Origin of the sequence: Enterobacter wuhouensis, from assembly GCF_004331265.1 — a bacterium.
GTDB classification, from domain to species: domain Bacteria; phylum Pseudomonadota; class Gammaproteobacteria; order Enterobacterales; family Enterobacteriaceae; genus Enterobacter; species Enterobacter wuhouensis.
In genome coordinates this window covers 294,192-315,874 of sequence record NZ_SJOO01000005.1, presented here as the reverse complement: position 1 = coordinate 315,874, position 21,683 = coordinate 294,192, and the positions used below count along the sequence as shown (strand labels likewise).

The following is a 21,683-nucleotide window of genomic DNA, read 5'->3' as shown; positions in this document are numbered from 1 at the left end:
GTATGAAAATAGGCATTATTGGCGCTGGAAACATTGGTGCGACTCTGGCACATAAGCTCTCTGTGCAGGGCCATGAGGTCAAACTGGCTAACTCAAGGGGACCGGAAACAATTGCAGAGATTGCGCGAAGAGCTGGGGCACTGGCGGTTGAGCGTCAGGAAGCCGTACAAGATGTGGATGTCATCATCCTCTCTACGCCCTTTGATAAGCATGCTGAACTGGCTGAACTCTTGCGTGATGTTCCGGAGAGCGTGATCGTCATTGATACGTCTAACTACTATCCCTTCCGCGACGGGGACATTGAAGAGATCCGTGAAGGCAAACCTGAAAGCGTGTACGCCAGTGAAATAGTCAAACGCCCTCTTGTCAAAGCCTGGAACGCTGTTCTGGCCGAGACGCTTAAAGATAAAGGGCTGGTTGCCGGTTCACCCTCACGTATCGCTATTCCGGTTGCCGGCGACAGTACGGTAGCAAAATCTGTTGCACTTGAACTGGTCAGTCAGACCGGTTTCGATGCAGTTGATGCCGGTACGCTTAGCGAATCATGGCGGCAACAGCCCGGCACGCCAGCCTACTGTACTGAGCTAAAAACCGGAGAGCTTGAAGCAGCCCTTAAGGCAGCGGATAAAACTCGCGCTCCACTAAACAGAGATGCGTTGATCAAGGAGTTTATGTCTGCAGGCGAACAACTCACTCATGATGCCATTGTTAAACGTAACCGTGCAGTAACGGCCTGAGCCAAAAAGGGGATGTTATGATTAATTATGAAAAGTACCGGATTGCTGTTCTGGGAACCGGCCATATCGGTAAAACGCTTGCTCGCAGTCTCGCCTCTGCCGGTCACTCCGTTAAGGTTGCAAATTCACGTGGGCCTGAAACGATAGCCCCCGACGTGCTTGAAACGGGCGCTGAAGCAGCCGATGCAGCCAGTGCAGTACAGGATGCACAGGTTGTCATCCTGTCCATACCTATGGCAAAGGTTGCGGATATCGCGCCTCTGATCCGGACATTACCCAGTCATGTTATCGTTGCTGACACGTCGAACTATTACCCACATCGCGACGGAATCATCGATGGGTTCTCAGATGGTCAGGTCGAAAGCGCGTGGGTAGCGCATCTCCTGAACCGTCCACTGGTGAAGGCCTGGAATGCAATAGGTTCAGATTCTCTCGCTACAAAAGGTAAAGCAGAGGGTACAGCAGGACGTATTTCAATTCCGGTGGCAGGGAATATCGTAGAGCACAAAAAATTGATTATGCGTCTTGTCAGTGATACGGGGTTTGACGCCTTCGATGCAGGTACAGTTGAGGAGTCATGGCGTCAACAACCGGGTGCACCTTGCTACTGTACTGACCTCACATTTGATGAAATGATGTCAGCGATCGCCGCAACGGAAAAAACACGGCTGCCTGCGCGTCGGGATATTGCTGTTCAGGCAATTCAGGAGCGAATGGGCGATAAGCAATCCAATCCGACTGCAGATTATATTGTTCGATTACACCGGGCTCTTTTTATGTAATCCGTAAGCCATATTTCATTTATCGATGTATGAGCGAAAATGCAAACATCTGCTCTTCGCTCATAGCGGACCATTTCCTCCCTATGTCCTGCCATCGGCTTTCATCCGCTGATATTTAGCTTTCAAAAGCTCCACTGGTGTCGGCCCCTTCGACGATACTGGCGCTGCCAGCGCTCTTCGAACAGGCGGAATCGGCTTCCCGGCCAGCACCCGCTTTTCCCACATATCCAGAATATCGCTGGCTTGACGCTCAAGCTCTTTCTGGCTCAGTTGGCCGTCAGTTCCGCGGCGCCGTAGCTCGAGGCAGATATGGTAATAAACCGGCTTAGGCCACGGATACTGCTCGCTGCTCGGGTACCGGAATACCAGCTTACGCCACTTCCAGTATTCAGCCATTACGTCAGCGGTGGTGATCCCCAGCACGCATCGCCCTTCCCTGCACCACTTGATGAACTGGCCAGGCGAAGGCAGAAAGGGTCGCTCCTGGCGACGCACCATTCGCATACCGGCTTCAACCTGCTCCAGAGTGGTGATCCCGTTTTCTTTGAAGGCCAGCACCCACTGTCGGCGGATCTCGTCCACGTCCTCCTGACTACGATTGACGAGGCTTGCCGGGAACGCGGCGGCCAGCTGTACGAAAAGCCCGTTGATAATCTGCGCCACCTGCTGCATATGTTCGCGTTCGGTGTACTGCTCAGGCAGGTTGTGCGCCACACGGCGAGCCTGTTCCCGGTCAAAATTGCGAATGCTCTCTGCAAGATTTTTCATTCCAGCACTCCGTCAATCCAGTCGGTGTTATGCAGGTCAATGCCACCCCGGGATGGTTTTATCGTTCCGGTTGCGCGCAGCCGTTTGGTGGTGAGCTGATCCCACTGCTTGCGGAGACTTGAAGGGCTCAGGATGTTGTCTTTCCAGAACTCGTCCCGATTAGCCCACTGGAACAGGTCACAGATTTCGTAGTGTGTACGATTTTCCTGGACACGCATCAGCCTGATGGTGTTTGCCCATTCAGCCCAGTTGGGTTCAGATAGCGATGCGTTGACGGTGAGAAGCCTGTCGTAAATCCAGCGAGCGGCCTTGAGGTCGTCAGCGGATCCCCATGATTTACCCCCCGGGGTGTATATCCCGGCGGCAGCTTCTGGATGGCGTGAGAGAAACTTTTCAGTTTTCTGGTTTCGGGATTCGTCAGAATTCCGTGACGAGGATATTTTAATATTGTTCTTGTTATAGTCTTGGGTGTCTACCGTTTCCGGGAAGGTTTTTCCCGTTTTCGGTAACACTTTTCCCGATTTCGGGAAGACTTTTCCCGTTTTCGGTTTGTCTAAAATCCAGGCTGAAAGGTCAGTATTTATACCGACCGTTTTCATCACGCCCTGCTTCTGACTAAAGATAATTTTGCGTTCTGCGAGTGATTTGAGCGCATCAGAAACATGCGAGTCACTCAGCCCTGTAAGCTCAGCGATCACCGTGTTCGTAACGCGGTCCTGTTTCTTGTTCCAGCCGTAGGTAAGCCAGATCACCGCCTCAAAACACTGCCACTCCCGGCCTGACATTCTCAGACGAGGCTTGAGCTGTTGGATCTCGTTAGCGACCTTGGTATACCCGTTCGACAGGTCGGCCATACGACCTCCCGGTTGTTCGGTTCTGTGGGGGAAATTGATAATTTCAGCTGTGTTTGACATACTTAGCTCCGCAATTACACTCCGTTTTTGCACCTGAAAGTCGGTTCTGTTCGCGCAGACCGGCTTTCGCCTTTTCTAGAGTATTCACATTGCCCCCAGCATGGTTGTCACCATCGCCAGCAGCGGCGCAGTAAGGTCCGGATCGACACGGAACATTTCGAAAATCCCCTCGCCTAACTCCTTCAGTTTTTCCTTCTTCGGTGCATCGAGCATCAGAGCTTGCTTCGCCTCACTGACTTCTTTTTCCAACCTGGCCATGCGATACGCAAATGAGTCGTTCTTTACGACGCGGTCGCGGTATCGAATCGGTAATACAGACATGATTGCGGGGACCAACTGTTCGACGTTCTTTCGGTACGATGTGGAGTCTTCTTTGTTGTCGAGCCAGCGGAACAGCTTCACGTTCCACACATCGGCCTGGCCTGAGAAGTCCACGCCATTAAGCTGAAGTTCTTCTGCCGCTTCTTGGATTTGGAGTGCTACAGCTACGCGCCCTTCTGCTGCCGCCCACGCCCGGACCGCAGAGCAGAGATCACGATGAGCAATATCCTGGGCTGTAGATTCGCTTTGATGACACGGGAATATCAGTGTATTAGAGGAAGCTCTGCTACTCTGTTGAAATGAAACAGTTTGCATTGTTAGGGCTCCTGTTTAGGTAAACCGTCTGTTGGATTTGGATAGAGATCGGGGCGAAGTTCGTGAGGAGTCACGCCAGTAGCGTAGAAAATTTGAAGCACACGAGCTTGAGGCACCCGCCCGTTGTTTCTGTTCCTCCAGTGGCTAATATTCATGGGGCAAGTCGATAAAAGTTCAGCCAATTTCGCTGAGTTACCTGCGGAAGCGATAGCTTTGTTTAATGCGTCCATTTTTCTACTCCTAGAAAACACCCAACCAATTAAACATTATGTTTATATAGGTGTCAACTTTATGATTGTTGAGTTGATAAACATTTGGTTTAGAATTCTGTTATGAAAGAAAAAACTCATCAGACAGATCATCCACAAGTGCGCCGACTCAATGAGATAATTGAGCAAAAGGGCATTACTAAAGCAGACATAGCGCGCATCTGTGGTGTCAGTGCTCAGTCTGTAAACAATTGGTTCGTCCGCGGTACTATCGGCAAAAGTTCCGCAATCAAGCTTGCGGATGCTCTTGGGGTTAGTCTTGCTTGGCTTTTAGGACAAGAGGTCGATCAAAAAGATGGTCTTAAACCTGACGAACAGCGGCTTCTAGAGCTATACCGCCAATTGCCAGAAGAAGAACAACAAAACATGCTACGTGTCTTTGCGATTCGCCTAAAAGAACTCGATGAGCTATACGAGAAATACGTTAGAGGACGGATTCGTTCGAGCGAACGTAATGGCCCGTAAAATTAAGGGATTCAAAGCGTTTTGGTGGCGATATCATCTTATGATGTCATCAAAGCAAAAACGATTATGTAGTAAGTTTATATTAGTTTTTCTGATAGCTTAAAATGTATGAACCTCATCACATAAAATATAACATCTTGATTTATAATGATTTAATGAGGTCGTGCAGATAGTTTATCTTATCTAAACTTCATGAATTTAGGAAATTATAGATGACTGCAGAAATAGCAATTTTTAACAAAACCGCCATTGCCTTAGCTGCAGACTCAGCAGCAACCATTACAAGTAATGGTGTTCATAAAAAAATATATAATGGCTCAGAAAAACTTTTTACTTTATCAAAACACCATCCAGTAGGTGTAATGATTTATGGAAATAGTGAAGTGTGTGGTGCACCTTGGGAGCTATTAATTAAAAGTTTCCGAGCAGAAAACAAAGACACATCATATCCGACATTGAATGAATGGTGTCAGGCATTTTTTAATTATGCTTCAAGCAACGACAAAATAATCACGAAACAAATGCGCGAGAATTACATAATGGCATTTCACTTTAATGACATTATGCCCGGAATGTTTAAGGACATTAACAAATTAGCTGAAGAAGAATCTGTTAAAATTGCTCGCGTGGTTACCATAGATGAATATCATTCAATAACAAACACTTACCTTGATGATTTCATTTCATTGTTAAACGACTGTCCATATTTTGAAGACTTTGACGAAAACGACGCACGGGATTCCCTCAACATCATTTCAAATTACTTAGATACGTTATGTAACGATTTTATAATTAGTGATGACCGAGGCGTTCCAGAGGAAATTAAACAAAAAATCCTCACCATTCTCTCTTTGACATCTACAAAAAAATCTCCTTTAGGCATTACAAGTGGTATTGTTTTCGCAGGGTTTGGTAATGACGAGTATTACCCTTCCATATTAGCTTTTGACGTTTTTGGATTCCTAGGTAATAAAGTTAGGAAAATATTCAATATTGCCAAGAGCTCTGTGAGTTCAGATGCAAATGTAATTCCATATGCTCAAGACCAAGAGGTACAACTATTTTTAAAAGGTTGCTACGACGATCTATTGATTCATGGTCAACAAACGTATGCGAACTGCCATGATGAGACGTTGAGTCAAGTGCAAACTGTCCTACAAGAATCATTGCCAGTTGAGCTCGCGTCCGAACTTTACGAAAAAATAAAAGTAAATACAGAAGGCTACATACCGACTGCTGAGGCAAGTGTTAACTCTTTTATCAACATGAACTATAACCAGAAAGTTATGAGTATGCTGTCTTTTCTGCCTAAGCAAGAACTAGCTTATATGGCAGAATCTTTAGTTAATTTGACCGCTTTCAAACGAAAAGTATCAGATGATCATGAAACTGTTGGTGGTCCAATTGATGTTGCATTAATATCTAAAACAGACGGTTTTATTTGGGTGAAACGTAAGCACTATTTCTCTCCAGAACTCAATCATCATTTCTTTAGCAAAAATGAGTAAAGCACTAACAAAAGGGGACACTATGAAAGAACTTGAGAAAACAATAATTGTCAATAAATTCAGAGAGATATACAAAAACAAGCAAAGTCAAAAAACTGAACAGCAAAGTGTGCTGAACAGTTTTAAAGCAGCATAAGTACTAACCCGGCTAACGAGCCGGGTTTCTATTACGCCTTCTCCTCTACTAGTCCAACTTCCCAAGCATCTCTGCTTCATTAAGTTTCGCCCTCCTGACAACGAAAAAATTTCTCTAGTTCGGATCAGTCTCGCCGCCACATAAACTTTATGTTTATATAAAAATACCCATATTGTTGACACTCAACTAAACTTTGTGTTTAATTATTCTTGCAAAGACGCACCACGACCCACCAAGGCAGGATGCCCACGAAGTAGCCGCCGACGGCATACGAATAGTCGGATTAGGTGGAGAAATTGACGCGCATCAGGTGTAAACGTTCCGCTGGCCGGCGAGAAGGCAAACGAGGGTGAGAATGATTGATTTCGCACGCAAACCAGGACGGCAGCAGGCCGTAAAACTTAACTTGTTCGAAGTGATTCTTCGCCGCTTATGCTACCTGCTGGCGCAAAAGGGGAATCCAGATGTGTAACTCAACGAAATGCGGGTCCTGCGGCAAGCCGGTTGAACCGGAGAAAGTAGTCAAAAGTACCCTTCTCTATCGCAACGGCGCGCAGTTGGCGCGCAAAGAAAAAGAATACTGCTCTGAACGTTGTGCTTCGTACGACCAGATGGCCCACGAGGCATAACGTATAAGCCGCGCAAGGCGGCCCGTACGTCCGGTGCTCCCGACCAAAGTTACACCGGAAACTACTTAAAAAACCAAAGTTCACCCAATGGGCGCTATCTCTGGCCCGGGGATCTTACATCCAAAAAAGAGGATCTCACATGGAATTTTTCTATGTAGTTAAGGCTACGCAGAAATCTGGCAAAGAAGACGCAGTGATTTGGTTCACCGCCAAATCAGAAGCCCGTGCCAACCTGCAGCTCGATGTTGAGCTGGAAGATGCCGGTATTGAAACCGGACGCGGTAAGGATTACGCCAAACCGGTTCGCACCGATTTCCCGGTGTATAACGACCTCCCGGAAGAAAGCACCGTGGATTACACCTGGTGCAAACGCTACGAACTGCAGGACGATGGACGCACTTGGTTGCCAAAGGCTGGTGCTGAGTCTACTGGACCCTTGGACAACTTTGCCGCACCGGAAACTACCGTTAAAGTCGAAACTACCGTCGAGAGTGTCCCGCTTGAAAACCGCACTCCAGCGGTTCGTTATGCCGTCCACCTGACCAGCGACAAATACCAGTCACACATCACTAAAGAGCAGCAACTGGCTGCCAGCGAAATGTCACTGGATGAAGGCAACACTTATCTCCAGAACCTGCTGCTGGCGAAGAATGACATCCCTGAAATTGCCAAGCTCAGCCTGAACGCTGAGTGGAAACTCGTTCAGGCGATAAAGCAGGTCTTCGCGCCAGATGAAGAGCACGAAGTAAAGCTACTTGCTGCTTTCATGGCCGACTGGTTGAGAGTAGATGCAGGTGACCGCAATGAGTTAGTTAGGGAGTGGAGAAGCGGAAAGCTTTCTCTTCTCAAATCAGAAAGCACTAACGACATCGATGTTACAACCGGTCAGGCTCCAGAACCTGAAAACGGTCTTCAGATTGACGAGAATGATGACGAAACCACTCGTTATCCAGTCGTGCGTATGCCGTTCCGGAAGCAGCTACTCGCCCAGTTCACCGCCAATGAACTGCGCCACCACTTAACCCGCGAAGAGTACGAAGCTATCAGCGCGCTGGAGATGGACACTGACAACAGCTATGTCCAGAACCTGCTGCTGGCGGCAGAAAACTGCGAAGAGGTGAAGGGTTACGATACCAAAGACCTTTGGCGCTATACCGACGCCATTCGCAAGGTGTTCAGCCAAGAAAAGCGTCACGAACTCGCTTTGACTCTCCGATTCACCAGAATCTGGGCAGCGACTGATTATATTGACCGCGGCACCCTGGTGCGCGAATGGGCGGATGGTAATCGCATTTCTGAAGTAGGCTCTCCTGCACCTTTAGAACCAGCTAAGCCAGAAACTACAGAATCCTATAAACGAGCTGTTGCCCAGAACATGGCGAACCTGAGCATTGAGATCGCGATTGCTCAGCTGTACCCAGATGCAATACCGGGACAAATCAACCGTGCGCAACTCCTGGCCGCCAAAGAACTCGCTGACAAAAAAGATGAGTCGCACGCCAAGGCGCTCAAGGTTCTTGGTAAAACCACCGACATCCTCGACTACGGCGCCAACAGTATTTTTGGAGTTACCCGCGCTATTTCATGGTCTGGGGAAGAAAGCATAACCGAACTGCGTAGCCAAGTGCGTGAGTGGTTCACGGCGAAAGGCATCTATGAAAGCGGTGAGCGCTCTAAAGGCTATCCAGAATGGAGCGATGATTCCCGTGCGGTTCATCATTCCACAGTGGAAGAACCAAGTGCTCCGAGCCAGCCAAAGGTCGCAGACCTTGGCGGCGGCATGTTCTCCATCGGTGGCCTGATGGGTGGAAATATCGATCCGGTCATCAATACCACCTCAAATGAAGTCGAAAAAACGGAAAACACAGCGGAGACCACCAGCGATGTGCAGATGGAAACGGCTAAGCCAGAGAAAGACGAAGATGTTGGTTCGGTACCACCGGGCGAAAGCACTGATGCAGCTAATTCGCAGACAGATTCCGTAGCGCCGGAAGAGCAACAGTCAGAGCCATTAATCGAATACCCGGCCTACTTCGAGCCTGGCCGCTATGAAGGTCTGCCGAATGATGTTTATCACGCAGCAAACGGTATTAGCTCAACCCAGGTAAAAGATGCCCGCGTCAGCCTGATGTACTTCAACGCACGCCATGTGGCTAAAACCATCCCGCGTACAGCATCCAAAGTGCTCGACATGGGAAATCTGGTGCACGCCCTTGCACTGCAGCCGGAAAACCTCGAAGCAGAATTCAGCGTAGAACCTGCGATCCCAGAGGGTGCTTTCACCACCACCGCAACTCTGCGTGAGTTCATCGACGAGTACAACGCCAGCCTGCCGGCGCTGCTAAGCGCTGACGAGATTAAAGCGTTGATAGAAAAACATAACGCATCCCTTCCCGCTCCAGTGCCGCTTGGCGCGAGTCTGGAAGAAACGGCTCAAAGCTATATGGCTCTCCCAACTGAGTACCAGCGTATTGAAGAAGGACAGAAGCAGACAGCAACAGCAATGAAGGCATGCATTAAAGAGTACAACGCCACCCTGCCCGTGCCGGTTAAAACCAGCGGCAGCCGTGATGCGTTACTTGAGCAATTAGCATTAATCAATCCAGACCTGGTAGCGCAAGAAGCGCAGAAACCTACACCGCTGAAAGTGTCCGGTACCAAAGCAGACATGATCCAGGCAGTTAAATCAGTTAAGCCCGATGCCGTGTTTGCCGACGAGCTGCTGGATGCCTGGCGCGACAACCCTGGCGAAAAGATTCTTGTTACCCGCCAGCAGGTAGCCACAGCGCGGGCAATTCAGTCTGCACTCCTGGGGCACCCGACCGCCGGCATGCTGCTGACACATCCAAGCCGCGCCGTTGAAGTGAGCTACTTCGGCTTTGACGACGAAACAGGTTTAGAAGTGCGTGTACGTCCGGACCTCGAAATTGAACTGGACGGCGTGCGCATCGGTGCGGACCTGAAAACCATCAGCATGTGGAATGTGAAGCAAGAAAGCCTACGCGCCAGGCTGCACCGGGAAATCATAGATCGGGACTACCACCTCAGTGCGGCTATGTACTGCGAGACCGCGGCGCTGGACCAGTTCTTCTGGATTTTCGTCAACAAAGACGAGAACTACCACTGGATCGCCATCATTGAGGCGTCCACCGAACTGCTGGAACTGGGCAAGCTCGAGTACCGCAAAACGATGCGCGCCATCGCATCCGGATTCGACACGGGCGAATGGCCAGCGCCGATCACTACCGATTACACCGATGAACTGAACGACTTCGACCTGCGCCGCCTCGAAGCGCTGCGCGCTCAGGCTTAAGGGGGATTTATGCATAACACTAACGTTACCGTTGCTGACCAGAACACCGTTATTAACTCCAACGTGGCTTTGTTTGATTCCCAGTATCTGAACGCCATCAGCACGTTCGCGCAGATCATGGCGCAGGGCACTGCTACCGTTCCTAAACACCTGCAGGGCAACCAGGCCGACTGCATGGCTGTAGCGATGCAAGCGGCACAGTGGCAGATGAATCCCTTTGCCGTGGCGCAGAAGACGCACCTGATTAACGGTGTGCTCGGGTATGAAGCTCAGCTCGTTAATGCCGTCATTTCACGCAGCGGCGTGCTGGCCAGCCGCTTTGAATATGAATGGTACGGACCATGGGAAAAGGTTGTTGGGAAATTCCATATCCGTAAAGGCGACAAAGGCGAGTACCGCGTCCCGGGCTGGACCCTGGCTGACGAAGCCGGGATCGGCATCATTATTCGCGCAACGCTTAAAGGTGAAGATCAGCCGAGAGAACTCGATTTACTACTGGCTCAGGCCCGAACCCGAAACTCTACCCTGTGGGCTGACGACCCTCGCCAGCAGCTGGCATATCTGGCTGTCAAACGTTGGGCGAGGCTGTTCTGCCCGGATGTGATTCTGGGCGTCTACACTCCGGATGAGCTCGAAGATCGCCGTGAAGAACGAGAGGTTAACCCGGCACCGGCGCAGCACATTAGCCTCGCTGACATTTCAGGTGACAACGTCACTACGACTCTAACGGCTCAGGAATCAGCTCAAAACATCGATGCACTTGCTGATGATTTCCGTGATCGCATCGAGGCGGCTCAGGATGTGGATAGCGCTAAGGCTCTGCGCGCAGATATTGAAACTGTGAAAGTAACGCTGGGTTCTGCCCTGTTCACTGAGCTGAAAAACAAGGCCGTGAAGCGTTATTACCTGGTTGATGCTCGCAACAAGGTGGAAGCGGCAATCAACGCCCTGCCATCTCCAGATGAACCCGGTGCAGCAGAACGCTTTGGCGAAGCTGAACGCGTGCTGGCATCTGTGAAACGCCATTTAGGAGAGGAACTACACGATCAGTTCAGCATCACCCTGGCGGATATGAAACCGGAATATATGGACTAACGAGATCGGGAGGGGAAACCCTCCCTCAAGGAGAAGAAATGCGACTGATTAATCGAGGCAGTAAGCAATCCCCTTTGGCTCGCCAGGCATGTGAAATCGCACTCGCAGCCCACCAGCAAAGATATGGTGACTATGGGCGCAGCAAGATGAAAGAGACCTATACGGTGAGAGTGGAAGGCGTGAAGGTCTGGGTTGAAGTGGTCAACTGCAAGGCAAGCTACGTGGCCACAGCAATGACCGGCATGCGCCGACTGCGTACCCTTCCCGGCCAGGCAAACTGAAACTGAAATATCAACGACTAAAGACCGGCATATCTATACTCATGCCGGTTACCTGAGGTGAACCATGTCGCAGGTAATTTACGATTCAGAATGGGGCGTTGCTTCAAAACTCAAAGAGAAGACAGGCCTTACAGATCGTCAGATTAAAAGCTATCGCCAAACCTCCTGGGTAGAAGGTGTTCATTTTAAGAGAATCCCATTGGATGGAAGCAGCTCCGAAGAGCGAGGACTTGTCTGGTACAACATCCCAAACATTAACAGGTTTGTGAAGGAGGCATAATGGCTGCAATGCCAACGGGTGTTGAGATCCACAACAATAAGATACGAATTAGTTTCAAGTTTCAGGGCGTTAGATGTCGAGAAACATTGAAAGGATGGATCGTAAATGCATCGAATCTCAAAAAAGCCGGGAATCTAAGGGCCAAAATTGTAAGCGAGATTCAACTGGGCACTTTTGACTACCGGGGCATGTTCCCGGAGTCAAAGGTGGCAGCAAAGTTTTATACATCTAAAAACATTACGACGTTCTCCGAACTTGCATCAACCTGGTATGAAAACCATAAAATCGATCTCTCTCCCAATGCCACAAGAAGCTATGGGATAGCTGTAAGAACGTTAACAAAACTAATCGGCCCTGAAACGCTGGTTGCATCCATCACCAACAGCGACATTCTGGGCTGGAGAAAGGAATTACTGACTGGCGAGACTAACTATGCACCCGAAAAGAGGAGAAATAAAACCGGCCGCGCCGTTAGAACAGTAGATTATTATCTGGCCATCCTGCGACAAATCCTCGACTATGCGGTTAAAAATAAAGTCATTTCATATCAACCATATGTCGGGATAAAAAGGCTTCGCAAAGGGCAAACAAAACCAGATCCGCTTCTGAGACATGAATTTGAGCAATTGAAAGATACTGCTCCGGCTCAGCAGAAAAACATGTGGCAATTTTTTGCTTACACTGGCGTTCGGCCCGGAGAGGTTTGCGCTCTTGCCTGGGAGGATATCGATCTTAATTCCGGCGAAGCCAACATTGCGCGCAATCTAACTCAGGAAGGCTTGTTTGGACCACCTAAAACCGAAGCAGGATACCGGACGATAAAGTTACTGGAGCCGGCTCTGGAGGCTTTGCGAGCTCAAAAGGAGCTTACGGGGAGTGCCCCTAAGATACCAATCACTTTTCACCACCGGGAGTTCGGTAAAACGGAAACGCAGAAACTGCACTTTGTGTTTATGCCTCGACCTCAGAAAGGCAAGCAAGCTGCGTACTATTCAGTCAGCTCAATTGTGTCACTATGGGATATTACGGTAAGACGATCGGGCATTCGCCGCAGACGCCCCTATCAGCTGCGTCATACATACGCGTGCTGGATGTTGTCGGCAGGTGCTAATCCTGCTTTTATTGCGAATCAGATGGGTCATGAGAATGCAGAGATGGTCTTCCATGTATACTCTGCCTGGATAAATGCTCTCGATAGCGATCAGGTATCATTTTTGAATCAGCGCTTTGGTGGATATACAAATGCCCCTATAGTGCCCCTGAAGGTAAAAACAAAGTAGTTAATTACTTGATTTTCCGGTGATATTTAATGAAAAAGCTGTTTGTGCAGTTTTATCTCCTGCTGTTTGTCTGCTTTCTGGTAATGACCATGCTGGTTGGGCTGGTCTATAAATTTACCGCCGAACGCGCGGGCAGACAGTCGCTGGATGATTTGATGAAGAGCTCGCTCTATCTGATGCGCAGCGAGCTGCGTGAGATCCCCCCGCACGACTGGGCCAGAACCCTCAAAGAGCTGGATCTTAACCTGTCATTTGATCTGCGCATTGAACCGATGAAGGATTTCGATTTAGACCCGCCGACCATGCAGCGCCTGCGTGATGGGGACATCGTGGCGCTGGACGAAAAATACACCTTTATTCAGCGCATCCCGCGCAGCCACTACGTTCTGGCCGTGGGGCCTGTTCCCTATCTTTACTATCTGCACCAGATGCGCCTGCTGGACATGGCGCTGCTGGCATTTATTGCCATTTCGCTGGCCTTACCGGTGTTCATCTGGATGCGGCCACACTGGCAGGACATGCTAAAGCTGGAATCCGCCGCGCAGCGTTTCGGCGACGGGCACTTTACGGAGCGCATTCACTTCGACAGCGGTTCCAGTTTTGACCGGCTGGGCGTGGCCTTCAACCAGATGGCTGATAATATCAATGCGCTAATTGCCAGCAAGAAACAGCTAATCGACGGGATCGCTCACGAGCTGCGAACGCCGCTGGTTCGTCTGCGCTACCGCCTGGAGATGAGCGAAAATCTCACCGAGGCAGAGAATCAGGCGCTGAATCGCGATATTGGCCAGCTGGAAGCGCTCATCGAGGAGTTGCTAACCTATGCCCGCCTCGATCGGCCGCAAAACGAGCTGAATCTCAGCACGCCGGACCTGCCCGCCTGGCTGCAGACGCATATTGATGATGTACAGAGCGTAAATCCGCAGCGGACGCTGCTAACCGCTATCGCTCCCGGTGATTACGGCGCGCTGGATATGCGCCTGATGGAGCGCGTACTGGACAACCTGCTCAATAACGCCATGCGCTACAGCGAAAGCACGCTGCGGATTGGTTTAGATTTCCAGGGAAATCAGGCCAGCCTGACCGTTGACGACGATGGTCCGGGCATCGCCCCGGAAGCGCGTGAAACCGTCTTCGAACCGTTTGTACGCCTCGATCCCAGCCGCGATCGAGCTACCGGCGGCTGCGGCCTGGGGCTGGCGATTGTTTATTCCATCGCGCAGGCGATGGGCGGAACCGTTCGCTGTGACGAAAGCCCGTCAGGCGGCGCGCGCTTCTGCTTTAGCTGGCCGGTCTACCATAACATCGTCCTTCCCCAACCTGCCTGACCATAACCGCACGCTGGCCTGACCCGGCGTGCTGTGCTATACCATAAGTATGTTGTAACTAATTAAGGAAAATCATGGCGACGTACGACCTCCTGGAAAGGCTAAACGCCACATTTCGGGAAATAGAACACGAGCTGCTCAGCCTCGCTGACCATTTGCAGTCCTGCCGTCTGTTGGCCGCGCGGGTATTCAGCCTGCCAGACGTGGCAAAAGGTGCCGAGCACGATCCGCTGGAAACAATCGAGGTGAAACAGCACATCGGCAAATCGGCGCTGGAGATGACGCTGCAGCACTATCGCCGACTGTTCATCCAACAGCAGTCAGAACATCGCAGCAGCAAAGCGGCGGTTCGCCTGCCCGGCGTGATTTGTCTGCAAACGGAGACCGCGGCGCGCGAGGCGCTGGAAGCGCAGATTGCGCATATCAACGCGCTAAAAGCCGCGTTTGAAAAGATCGTCACCGAGGAGTCTGGCCTTGCCCCGGCGGCCCGCTTCGAGTGGGTGCATCGCCAGCTTCCGGGCCTCATCACCCTTAACGCCTATCGTTCGCTGACGGTGCTCCGCCACCCCGCCACGCTCCGTTTTGGCTGGGCCAACAAGCACATCATCAAAAACTTCACCCGCGATGAGATCCTGGCACAGCTGGAAAAAAGCCTGAAGGCGCCGCGCACGGTCGCGCCGTGGTCGCGCGAGCAGTGGATTGAGCGCCTGGAGCAGGAGTATCACAGTATCGCATCGCTTCCGGCCAGCACGCGCCTTAAAATCAAACGTCCGGTGAAGGTTCAGCCCATCGCCCGCGTCTGGTATTCCGGCCAGCAAAAGCAGGTGCAGTACGCCTGCCCTACGCCGCTGATTGCGCTATATGATGCCGACCAGGGGGCGGTGGTGCCGGATATTGGTGAACTGTTGAATTACGATGCCGAAAACGTTCAGCATCGCTATAAGCCCCAGGCGCAGCCGCTGCAGTTGATTATCCCGCGGCTGCACCTGTACGTGGCGGAGTGATTACTTCATGCTGCCAACCATCGCTTCCGGACGAACCCAGGCATCAAACTCGGCGTCCGTCAGGTAGCCCAGCGCCAGCGCCGAAGCTTTGAGCGTCAGCCCTTCCTTGTGCGCTTTCTTGGCGATTTCGGCGGCCTTATCGTAGCCGATATGGGTATTGAGCGCCGTCACCAGCATCAGCGATTCATTCAGCAGCTGGCCGATCCGCTCGCGATTCGGCTCAATCCCCACCGCGCAGTGTTCGTTAAAGCTCTCCATGCCGTCCGCCAGCAGGCGTACGGATTGAAGAACGTTGTGGATCACCATCGGGCGATAGACGTTAAGCTCAAAGTTACCGGATGCGCCCCCCATGTTGACGGCCACGTCGTTGCCCATCACCTGACAGCAGAGCATGGTCATGGCCTCACACTGGGTCGGGTTTACTTTACCCGGCATGATGGAGCTGCCCGGCTCGTTCTCCGGAATGCTGATTTCGCCAATGCCGCAGCGCGGGCCGGAAGCCAGCCAGCGCACGTCGTTGGCAATCTTCATCAGCGACGCCGCCAGCCCTTTCAGTGCGCCGTGAACGTGGACCAGCGCATCGCAGGTTGCCAGCGCTTCAAACTTGTTTGGCGCCGTCACAAACGGCTGTCCGGTGATGGTTGCCAGCTCTTCCGCCACGCGCACCGCGTATTCCGGATGGGTATTTAACCCGGTACCGACCGCCGTCCCGCCGAGCGCCAGCTCCGCCAGATGCGGCAGGCCGTGATCGATGTGCTTCAGGTTGTGTTCAAGCATCGCCACCCAGCCGGAAATCTCCTGGCCGAGCGTTAGCGGCGTGGCGTCCTGCAGGTGCGTACGGCCAATTTTGACGATATCGCGGAAGGCCTGCGCCTTTTCGTTAAGCGTGGTTTTCAGCACGTTCAGCTGCGGGACGAGCTGCTCGCGGATGGCAATCACCGCCGCCACGTGCATCGCCGTCGGGAAAACGTCGTTTGAGCTTTGGCTCTTGTTAACGTCATCGTTCGGGTGAACCTTGCGCTCCATGCCGCGCACGCCGCCCAGCAGTTCGCTTGCCCGGTTCGCCAGCACTTCGTTCATGTTCATGTTGCTCTGGGTGCCGGAACCGGTCTGCCAGATGGCGAGGGGGAATTCATCGGGGTGCTTACCGGCCAGGACCTCATCAGCGGCATTAATGATGGCCGCGGCTTTGTCCGCTGCCAGCAGCCCTAAATCCTGATTGACCCTGGCTGCCGCGCGCTTGGTCAGCGCCAGCGCCTGGATCAGCGAGACGGGCATTTTTTCGGTAGAGATACGGAAATGCTCCAGCGAACGCTGGGTTTGCGCGCCCCATAGCCTGTCAGCCGGGACGTCAATCGCGCCCATCGAGTCTTTCTCATGGCGTACCGTTGTCATTACTTTCTCCTTGATAACAAAAGATGGATTGCTCACATGCTTAAGAGATAAGTATTGATGACTTCTGAGAAACGATATGGCGCTTTGTGCGCTCTTATTGGTGTCGGGTGGCGGCTTCGCCTTACCCGACCTACGAGAATGTAGGCCGGGTAAGCGTCAGCGCCACCCGGCAATTTACAGAATTACTTCACGCACGCCGAACACTGAGAAGACTGGATCTGTTTGAAGAAGTCGTTGCCTTTGTCATCCACCAGGATAAACGCCGGGAAGTCTTCCACTTCAATTTTCCAGATCGCTTCCATACCCAGCTCCGGGTACTCCACGCACTCCAGGCTCTTGATGCTGCCCTGCGCCAGAACCGCAGCCGGTCCGCCGATGCTGCCGAGGTAGAAGCCGCCGTGCTTGTGGCAGGCGTCCGTCACCTGCTGGCTGCGGTTGCCTTTCGCCAGCATGATCATGCTGCCGCCGTTGGCCTGAAGCTGATCAACGTACGAGTCCATACGGCCCGCCGTGGTTGGGCCTAGCGAGCCGGAGGCATAGCCTTCGGGCGTTTTCGCCGGGCCTGCATAGTAGATCGGGTGATCTTTAACGTACTGCGGCAGCCCCTCGCCGTTGTCCAGACGCTCTTTCAGCTTCGCGTGCGCGATGTCGCGCCCAACGATAATCGTGCCGTTCAGGGAGAGTCGCGTCGAAACCGGGTACTGCGAAAGCTGCGCCAGAATCTCTTTCATCGGACGGTTAAGGTCAACGTGAACCGCTTCCCCCTCGCCCGCTTTACGCAGTTCTTCCGGGATGTATTTCCCCGGGTTGTTCTCGAGCTTTTCGATCCACACGCCCTGACGGTTGATCTTCGCCTTGATGTTGCGGTCCGCCGAGCAGGAGACGCCCATGCCGACCGGGCAGGATGCGCCGTGGCGCGGCAGGCGGATCACGCGGATGTCGTGCGCGAAGTATTTACCGCCAAACTGCGCGCCGAGCCCCAGATTTTGCGCTTCGGTCAGTAGCTCCTGCTCAAGCTGAACGTCGCGGAACGCCTGACCGTGCTCGTTACCTTCGGTAGGCAGGCCGTCATAGTATTTGGTTGAGGCCAGCTTGACGGTTTTCAGCGTGCTTTCCGCCGAAGTACCGCCGATCACGAAGGCGATATGGTACGGCGGGCACGCTGCGGTGCCGAGGGTACGCATCTTCTCAACCAGGTAGTTTTTCAGCTTGCCCGGGGTGAGCAAGGCTTTGGTTTCCTGGTAAAGGTAGGTTTTGTTGGCTGAACCGCCGCCCTTGGCGATGCAGAGGAATTTGTACTCGTCACCGTCGACGCTGTAGAGATCGATCTGCGCCGGCAGGTTGGTACCGGTGTTGACCTCTTTATACATATCCAGCGCCGCGTTTTGCGAGTAGCGCAGGTTATCTTCGATGTAGGTGTTGTAGACGCCGTGCGCCAGCGCAGCTTCATCACCGCCGCCGGTCCAGACGCGCTGGCCCTTTTTACCGACGATAATCGCGGTGCCGGTATCCTGGCAGGTTGGCAGAATGCCCTTTGCCGCAATATCCGAGTTGCGCAGGAACTGCAGCGCAACGTACTTATCGTTCTCGCTGGCCTGCGGATCGCTCAGGATATCGGCAACCTGCTGCTGGTGCGCCGGGCGAAGCATAAAGGAAGCATCGTGGAAAGCGTGCTGCGCCAGGAGGGTCAGCGCCTGCGGGTCAACCTTAAGGATTTCCTGCCCTTCGAATTCGGAGACGGAAACGTGATCGGGGGTTAACAGGTAATACTCGGTCCGATCCTTACTGAGGGGGAAAGGATCCTGATAATGGAATGGTTTGTTCGACATTGTTCTCTCACTTACTGCGTAGGTCTGATTATTCAGGGCAGATGTTCCGCTGCCCGGCTTAAAAGCGAGTTAGCTTATCCTACACAATTTTTTAACAAAAACTGAGACTAGTACGACTTTTTACATCCGAAGGTTACTTCCACGCGGTTTATTGCTTTAATACCCGAAGTTAATTCCACATTTGAATCAGGGCTTGATAATGCAAAAACTCATCAACTCAGTGCAAAACTACGCCTGGGGAAGTAAAACTGCGTTAACGGATCTCTACGGAGTCGCCAATCCGGACAACCTGCCGATGGCAGAACTGTGGATGGGCGCGCACCCGAAGAGCAGCTCAAAAATTGAAGACGCCAGCGGCCAGGTTCGCAGCCTGCGTGACGTGATTGATGGCGATAAGGCCGCACTGCTCGGCGACAAGGTTGCCAGCCGCTTTGGCGAACTGCCGTTCCTGTTTAAGGTGCTGTGCGCCGACCAGCCGCTCTCCATTCAGGTTCACCCGAACAAGAAAGCCTCAGAAATCGGCTTTGCGAAAGAGAACGCGGCGGGCATCCCGTTAGACGCCGCCGAGCGTAACTACAAAGATCCAAACCATAAGCCTGAGCTGGTTTTCGCCCTCACCCCGTTCCTGGCCATGAACGCGTTCCGCGAGTTCTCTGAGATCGTCTCGCTGCTGCAGCCTGTTGCTGGCGCGAACAAGGCGATTGCCCATTTCCTCGAAAACCCCAATGCCGAGGGTCTGAGCCAGCTTTTCGCCAGCCTGCTGAATATGCAGGGGGAAGAGAAATCTCACGCCCTGGCGGTGCTGAAAGCGACGCTGAACGGCCAGCAGGGCGAGCCGTGGGACACCATTCGCCTGATATCCGCGTTCTACCCGGACGACAGCGGCCTGTTCTCCCCGCTGCTGCTGAACGTGGTCAAGCTGAACCCGGGCGACGCGATGTTCCTGTTTGCCGAAACCCCGCACGCCTATCTGCAGGGCGTGGCGCTGGAGGTAATGGCTAACTCGGATAACGTGCTGCGCGCGGGCCTGACGCCGAAATATATCGATATCCCCGAGCTGGTCGCCAACGTGAAGTTCGTGGCGAAGCCTGCCGACGAACTGCTGACTCAGCCGCTGAAAAACGGCGCTGAGCTGGACTTCCCTATTCCTGTCGATGATTTTGCCTTCTCCCTGCACGACCTGAGCCAGGCAGAAACGGCGATTGCGCAGGACAGCGCGGCGATCCTGTTCTGTGTGGAAGGCGAAGCGGTTCTGCATAAGGGGGAGCAGCGTCTGGCGCTGAAGCCGGGCGAGTCGGCCTTTGTCGCGGCGAATGAGTCTCCTGTTAGCGTCAGCGGCCACGGTCGTCTGGCCCGCGTTTTCAATAAGCTTTAAGGACTTACTGAATTTTTTAACAACTCTTGCTAAGCTAGTTAAAGACTTTACATCTCCGGGCGGTTTTTACCGCCTGGTTTCATTTTAGGGATAGTCGCAATGAAAAAATCGGTCGTAGCGGTAGGCGTGATTGTTGCTTTAGGGGTGGTCTGGACGGGAGCTTCCTGGTTTACCGGCAAGCAGCTGGAAAGCCGTCTGGCAGAGATGATGGCGCAGGCGAACAGCGAAATTAAGCGCAGCGCGCCTGAAGCCGGTCTGGAGCTGAGCTACCAGAATTATCAGCGCGGCGTGTTTACCAGCCATATGCAGGTAGTGGTCAAACCCGTCGCGGGCAATACCAACGCGTGGTTGAAGCCGGGCCAGAGCGTAGTGCTGGATGAAGTGGTGAGCCACGGCCCGCTTCCGCTGGCGCAGCTAAAAACCTTTAATCTGATCCCGTCAATGGCGTCAGCGAAGACCGTGCTGGTGAACAACGAGGTGACAAAACCGCTGTTCGATCTGGCAAAAAACGAATCGCCTTTTGAGATCAACACCCGTATCGGCTATTCCGGGGATACGAGTTCTAATATCGATCTGAAAGCGCTGAACTACGAAAAAGGTAATGAAAAAGTTGCCTTCAGCGGCGGTAATTTCAAACTGGATGCAGACCGCGATGGAAAAAATGTCTCCCTGACGGGTGACGCAGAGAGCGGTCTGGTCAATGCCGTTAATGAGTACAACCAGAAAGTGCAGCTTACGTTCAATAACCTCAAAGCCAGCGGCAACAGCCGCATGACTGACTTTGACGAACGCATTGGCGATCAGAAGCTGAGTCTGGATAAGGTCGCGATTGCGATTGAAGGCAAAGAGATGGCCGTGCTGGAAGGGATGGATCTTGATGGCAAATCCGACGTCTCTAAAGACGGGAAGAGCATCAACACCCAGCTCGACTACACGCTGAAAAGCCTGAAGGTGCAGAACCAGGATCTCGGCAACGGCAAGCTGTCGCTGAAGATCGGCAACATCGACGGTCAGGCGTGGCATGAGTTTAGCCAGAAATACAGCAAAGAGAGCCAGGCCCTGCTGAGCGACGCCGCGCTTCAGCAAAATCCGGTTGTGTATCAGCAGCAGGCCATGGCCGTGCTGTTCAATAACCTGCCAATCCTGCTGAAGGGCGAGCCGGTCATCACCGTCGCGCCGCTGAGCTGGAAAAACAGCAAAGGCGAAACCAACTTCAACCTGTCGCTGTTCCTGAAAGATCCGGCAACCGCCACGGGCGAGCCGCAGACGCTGGCGCAGGAAGTGGATCGCAGCGTGAAGTCCCTCGACAGCAAGCTGACCATCCCGATGGATATGGCAACCGAGTTCATGACCCAGATTGCGAAGCTGGAAGGCTACGGTGAAGAAGATGCCGGCAAGCTGGCGAACCAGCAGGTGAAAGGCCTGGCAGCGATGGGGCAAATGTTCCGCATCACGAAGGTGGAGGACAATACCATTTCCACCAGCCTGCAGTATGCCAGCGGCCAGGTGACCCTCAACGGCGACAAAATGCCGCTGGAAGACTTTGTAGGGATGTTTGGTATGCCGACGCTCGGGATGCCGGAACCGGCTGAACCGGCAGCGCCGCCTGCGGTACCACAGCAGTAAACAGAAAACCCCTCGCATGAGGGGTTTTTTATT

The 21,683-nt window shown here is 52.5% G+C and carries 20 protein-coding genes and 1 pseudogene; 15 read left to right on the top strand and 6 right to left on the bottom strand.

Going from position 1 to position 21,683, the window contains the following annotated elements; all coding sequences use genetic code 11:
• The first annotated feature begins 2 nt into the window (after window positions 1-2).
• Together E0L20_RS14245 and E0L20_RS14240 are read left to right on the top strand one after the other, a co-directional pair.
• Window positions 3-737: an NADPH-dependent F420 reductase gene (locus E0L20_RS14245; RefSeq protein ID WP_131634507.1), complete on the top strand. Its 735-nt coding sequence runs from the start codon at window positions 3-5 to the stop codon at window positions 735-737.
• Window positions 738-754: 17 nt separating this feature from the next.
• Entirely contained in the window at window positions 755-1,519 is a 765-nt protein-coding gene (locus E0L20_RS14240; RefSeq protein WP_131634506.1) for an NADPH-dependent F420 reductase, read from the top strand.
• A gap of 81 nt (window positions 1,520-1,600) precedes the next feature.
• On the opposite strand, the gene E0L20_RS14235 is transcribed toward E0L20_RS14240, so the two are convergent.
• From E0L20_RS14235 to E0L20_RS14220, 4 genes are all read right to left on the bottom strand, one after another.
• Window positions 1,601-2,287 carry a replication protein P gene (locus E0L20_RS14235; RefSeq protein WP_131634505.1) on the bottom strand — a complete coding sequence of 229 codons (687 nt, stop codon included), beginning with the start codon at window positions 2,285-2,287 and terminating at the stop codon, window positions 1,601-1,603.
• On the bottom strand, window positions 2,284-3,201 hold the full coding sequence (locus E0L20_RS14230; RefSeq protein ID WP_165500718.1) for a replication protein: 918 nt from the start codon (window positions 3,199-3,201) through the stop codon (window positions 2,284-2,286). The genes E0L20_RS14235 and E0L20_RS14230 overlap by 4 nt, the downstream gene beginning before the upstream one ends.
• A gap of 84 nt (window positions 3,202-3,285) precedes the next feature.
• Entirely contained in the window at window positions 3,286-3,837 is a 552-nt protein-coding gene (locus tag E0L20_RS14225; protein WP_131634504.1) for a toxin YdaT family protein, read from the bottom strand.
• A gap of 2 nt (window positions 3,838-3,839) precedes the next feature.
• A complete protein-coding gene (locus E0L20_RS14220) occupies window positions 3,840-4,067 on the bottom strand; it encodes a transcriptional regulator (protein WP_131634503.1) in 228 nt (75 codons plus the stop codon).
• A gap of 102 nt (window positions 4,068-4,169) precedes the next feature.
• Between E0L20_RS14220 and E0L20_RS14215 the strand changes: the two genes are divergently transcribed.
• From E0L20_RS14215 to tus, 11 genes and pseudogenes are all read left to right on the top strand, one after another.
• Entirely contained in the window at window positions 4,170-4,571 is a 402-nt protein-coding gene (locus E0L20_RS14215; protein WP_131634502.1) for a helix-turn-helix domain-containing protein, read from the top strand.
• A 212-nt stretch (window positions 4,572-4,783) separates the two neighbouring features.
• The gene (locus tag E0L20_RS14210; RefSeq protein WP_131634501.1) at window positions 4,784-6,079 is read left to right on the top strand and encodes a hypothetical protein; all 1,296 of its coding nucleotides are present in this window, start codon (window positions 4,784-4,786) and stop codon (window positions 6,077-6,079) included.
• Between the two features lie 452 nt (window positions 6,080-6,531).
• A pseudogene (locus E0L20_RS24095) lies at window positions 6,532-6,687 on the top strand (hypothetical protein); the annotation flags it as partial.
• A complete protein-coding gene (locus tag E0L20_RS24090) occupies window positions 6,680-6,844 on the top strand; it encodes a YdaE family protein (protein ID WP_242673408.1) in 165 nt (54 codons plus the stop codon). The pseudogene E0L20_RS24095 and the gene E0L20_RS24090, both read left to right, overlap by 8 nt.
• Before the next feature lie 139 nt (window positions 6,845-6,983).
• A complete protein-coding gene (locus E0L20_RS14205; protein WP_131634500.1) occupies window positions 6,984-10,157 on the top strand; it encodes a RecE family exodeoxyribonuclease in 3,174 nt (1,057 codons plus the stop codon).
• Window positions 10,158-10,166: 9 nt separating this feature from the next.
• The gene (locus E0L20_RS14200) at window positions 10,167-11,252 is read left to right on the top strand and encodes a RecT family recombinase (protein WP_059312001.1); all 1,086 of its coding nucleotides are present in this window, start codon (window positions 10,167-10,169) and stop codon (window positions 11,250-11,252) included.
• A 38-nt stretch (window positions 11,253-11,290) separates the two neighbouring features.
• Entirely contained in the window at window positions 11,291-11,533 is a 243-nt protein-coding gene (locus E0L20_RS14195) for a DUF4060 family protein (protein ID WP_059312002.1), read from the top strand.
• A 64-nt stretch (window positions 11,534-11,597) separates the two neighbouring features.
• Window positions 11,598-11,813, top strand: coding sequence for an excisionase family protein (gene xisR, locus E0L20_RS14190; RefSeq protein WP_047647992.1), 216 nt, complete (start codon window positions 11,598-11,600; stop codon window positions 11,811-11,813).
• Entirely contained in the window at window positions 11,813-13,093 is a 1,281-nt protein-coding gene (locus tag E0L20_RS14185) for a site-specific integrase (protein ID WP_131634499.1), read from the top strand. The genes xisR and E0L20_RS14185 overlap by 1 nt, the downstream gene beginning before the upstream one ends.
• Before the next feature lie 29 nt (window positions 13,094-13,122).
• Window positions 13,123-14,421 (top strand): two-component system sensor histidine kinase RstB, encoded by a 1,299-nt coding sequence (rstB, locus tag E0L20_RS14180; protein ID WP_131634498.1) that lies wholly within the window; start codon window positions 13,123-13,125, stop codon window positions 14,419-14,421.
• 74 nt (window positions 14,422-14,495) lie between these two features.
• Window positions 14,496-15,425 carry a DNA replication terminus site-binding protein gene (gene tus / locus E0L20_RS14175; RefSeq protein WP_131634497.1) on the top strand — a complete coding sequence of 310 codons (930 nt, stop codon included), beginning with the start codon at window positions 14,496-14,498 and terminating at the stop codon, window positions 15,423-15,425.
• On the opposite strand, the gene fumC is transcribed toward tus, so the two are convergent.
• Window positions 15,426-16,820: a class II fumarate hydratase gene (gene fumC, locus E0L20_RS14170; protein WP_131634496.1), complete on the bottom strand. Its 1,395-nt coding sequence runs from the start codon at window positions 16,818-16,820 to the stop codon at window positions 15,426-15,428.
• A 182-nt stretch (window positions 16,821-17,002) separates the two neighbouring features.
• Window positions 17,003-18,649, bottom strand: coding sequence for a class I fumarate hydratase FumA (gene fumA / locus E0L20_RS14165; RefSeq protein ID WP_131634495.1), 1,647 nt, complete (start codon window positions 18,647-18,649; stop codon window positions 17,003-17,005).
• 199 nt (window positions 18,650-18,848) lie between these two features.
• Between fumA and manA the strand changes: the two genes are divergently transcribed.
• Both manA and E0L20_RS14155 read left to right on the top strand, forming a co-directional pair.
• The gene (gene manA, locus E0L20_RS14160; protein ID WP_131634494.1) at window positions 18,849-20,024 is read left to right on the top strand and encodes a mannose-6-phosphate isomerase; all 1,176 of its coding nucleotides are present in this window, start codon (window positions 18,849-18,851) and stop codon (window positions 20,022-20,024) included.
• A 99-nt stretch (window positions 20,025-20,123) separates the two neighbouring features.
• Window positions 20,124-21,650: a YdgA family protein gene (locus E0L20_RS14155; RefSeq protein WP_131634493.1), complete on the top strand. Its 1,527-nt coding sequence runs from the start codon at window positions 20,124-20,126 to the stop codon at window positions 21,648-21,650.
• Window positions 21,651-21,683 lie beyond the last annotated feature (33 nt).

What these genes read in the sequence shown, in the direction of transcription:
- tus (WP_131634497.1), top strand. Translation starts at nt 14,496, where the DNA reads ATGGCGACGTACGACCTCCTGGAAAGGCTAAACGCCACATTTCGGGAA.
- xisR (WP_047647992.1), top strand. Translation starts at nt 11,598, where the DNA reads ATGTCGCAGGTAATTTACGATTCAGAATGGGGCGTTGCTTCAAAACTC.
- E0L20_RS14155 (WP_131634493.1), top strand. Translation starts at nt 20,124, where the DNA reads ATGAAAAAATCGGTCGTAGCGGTAGGCGTGATTGTTGCTTTAGGGGTG.
- E0L20_RS14235 (WP_131634505.1), bottom strand. Translation starts at nt 2,287, where the DNA reads ATGAAAAATCTTGCAGAGAGCATTCGCAATTTTGACCGGGAACAGGCT.
- E0L20_RS14245 (WP_131634507.1), top strand. Translation starts at nt 3, where the DNA reads ATGAAAATAGGCATTATTGGCGCTGGAAACATTGGTGCGACTCTGGCA.
- E0L20_RS14215 (WP_131634502.1), top strand. Translation starts at nt 4,170, where the DNA reads ATGAAAGAAAAAACTCATCAGACAGATCATCCACAAGTGCGCCGACTC.
- E0L20_RS14200 (WP_059312001.1), top strand. Translation starts at nt 10,167, where the DNA reads ATGCATAACACTAACGTTACCGTTGCTGACCAGAACACCGTTATTAAC.
- E0L20_RS14220 (WP_131634503.1), bottom strand. Translation starts at nt 4,067, where the DNA reads ATGGACGCATTAAACAAAGCTATCGCTTCCGCAGGTAACTCAGCGAAA.
- E0L20_RS14240 (WP_131634506.1), top strand. Translation starts at nt 755, where the DNA reads ATGATTAATTATGAAAAGTACCGGATTGCTGTTCTGGGAACCGGCCAT.
- E0L20_RS24090 (WP_242673408.1), top strand. Translation starts at nt 6,680, where the DNA reads ATGTGTAACTCAACGAAATGCGGGTCCTGCGGCAAGCCGGTTGAACCG.
- fumA (WP_131634495.1), bottom strand. Translation starts at nt 18,649, where the DNA reads ATGTCGAACAAACCATTCCATTATCAGGATCCTTTCCCCCTCAGTAAG.
- E0L20_RS14205 (WP_131634500.1), top strand. Translation starts at nt 6,984, where the DNA reads ATGGAATTTTTCTATGTAGTTAAGGCTACGCAGAAATCTGGCAAAGAA.
- E0L20_RS14195 (WP_059312002.1), top strand. Translation starts at nt 11,291, where the DNA reads ATGCGACTGATTAATCGAGGCAGTAAGCAATCCCCTTTGGCTCGCCAG.
- E0L20_RS14230 (WP_165500718.1), bottom strand. Translation starts at nt 3,201, where the DNA reads ATGTCAAACACAGCTGAAATTATCAATTTCCCCCACAGAACCGAACAA.
- E0L20_RS14185 (WP_131634499.1), top strand. Translation starts at nt 11,813, where the DNA reads ATGGCTGCAATGCCAACGGGTGTTGAGATCCACAACAATAAGATACGA.
- fumC (WP_131634496.1), bottom strand. Translation starts at nt 16,820, where the DNA reads ATGACAACGGTACGCCATGAGAAAGACTCGATGGGCGCGATTGACGTC.
- E0L20_RS14225 (WP_131634504.1), bottom strand. Translation starts at nt 3,837, where the DNA reads ATGCAAACTGTTTCATTTCAACAGAGTAGCAGAGCTTCCTCTAATACA.
- E0L20_RS14210 (WP_131634501.1), top strand. Translation starts at nt 4,784, where the DNA reads ATGACTGCAGAAATAGCAATTTTTAACAAAACCGCCATTGCCTTAGCT.
- rstB (WP_131634498.1), top strand. Translation starts at nt 13,123, where the DNA reads ATGAAAAAGCTGTTTGTGCAGTTTTATCTCCTGCTGTTTGTCTGCTTT.
- manA (WP_131634494.1), top strand. Translation starts at nt 18,849, where the DNA reads ATGCAAAAACTCATCAACTCAGTGCAAAACTACGCCTGGGGAAGTAAA.